The organism is Synechococcus sp. BDU 130192, assembly GCF_963876085.1.
Taxonomy (GTDB): Bacteria; Cyanobacteriota; Cyanobacteriia; order Cyanobacteriales; family MRBY01; genus MRBY01.
Window position 1 is genome coordinate 1 of sequence record NZ_CAWNNO010000037.1, and the last position, 813, is coordinate 813.

Genomic DNA, 813 nt, shown 5'->3' on the forward strand with positions numbered 1-813 from the left:
AACTTTCTAAAAAGGTCGATCCTCAAAACTCTTTCTATACAAGGTTTTCAAACGATATTTTTTCTATAACCGTAGGTTTTTGTCGAGATGCGCCCTCTAGTCCTTCTTGGGTAGTTCGGTAAACGGTTGCCTCTGGGATTGTGCCATTCTCGGAACCGAAGATAAGGGAGACGGGTTTTAGGTAGGGTTTCTTCACTGTTTTCATCGAGTTCACTGGCTTTGACCATGGCAGCGGCAATACTTTGGGATTTGCCTAAGGTTTATGGGGCGGTTCCCGGAAATTCTCAGGACTGGTGATTGCTGCAAAATTCTTGACACTTCCGGGAGGCGTGATCCTCTAAATGGTTATAATTTTTCGCCTATTTTGTCCGTTTAGGCATACCCGTTTACTTTTTTGTCATACTCTTAGACAAATTTTAAACCGACAAAGGCGATCGCCTCACAGACTCAAATAATTAGCACTGCCATCGTTCCCTGTCGTGTGGAGGTATCTGGAGGTTATTGCAATGTTGCCATGCCCAAGGGATTCACTGAGTAAATGCAAATCGCACCCGTTCTTAAGGGAGTGTGTCGCGTGACTATGGCGGAGATAGTGGGGGGAAACCTTAACCCCAACGCGATCGCCCATAGCCCTGATAACCCGGTAAACCTGAACCCGTGAAAGCTTGCCGCCATTGGTTCCCTTGCGACTGCTGAAAACATAAGCAGAATCTAAGTACAGGACAAAAATTGTATGGGGTGAAACCCTGACCCAAGTAGAGGTTGGGTAGAAACGGTAAAAAAGCGACGTAATAAGTCAAAACCATAGCGAAA

General features: G+C 45.6%; 1 protein-coding gene. It reads right to left on the reverse strand.

Going from position 1 to position 813, the window contains the following annotated elements; genetic code table 11:
• Positions 1 to 439: 439 nt before the first annotated feature.
• The gene (locus AACT35_RS10025; RefSeq protein WP_339374609.1) at positions 440 to 730 is read right to left on the reverse strand and encodes a tyrosine-type recombinase/integrase; all 291 of its coding nucleotides are present in this window, start codon (positions 728 to 730) and stop codon (positions 440 to 442) included.
• Positions 731 to 813 lie beyond the last annotated feature (83 nt).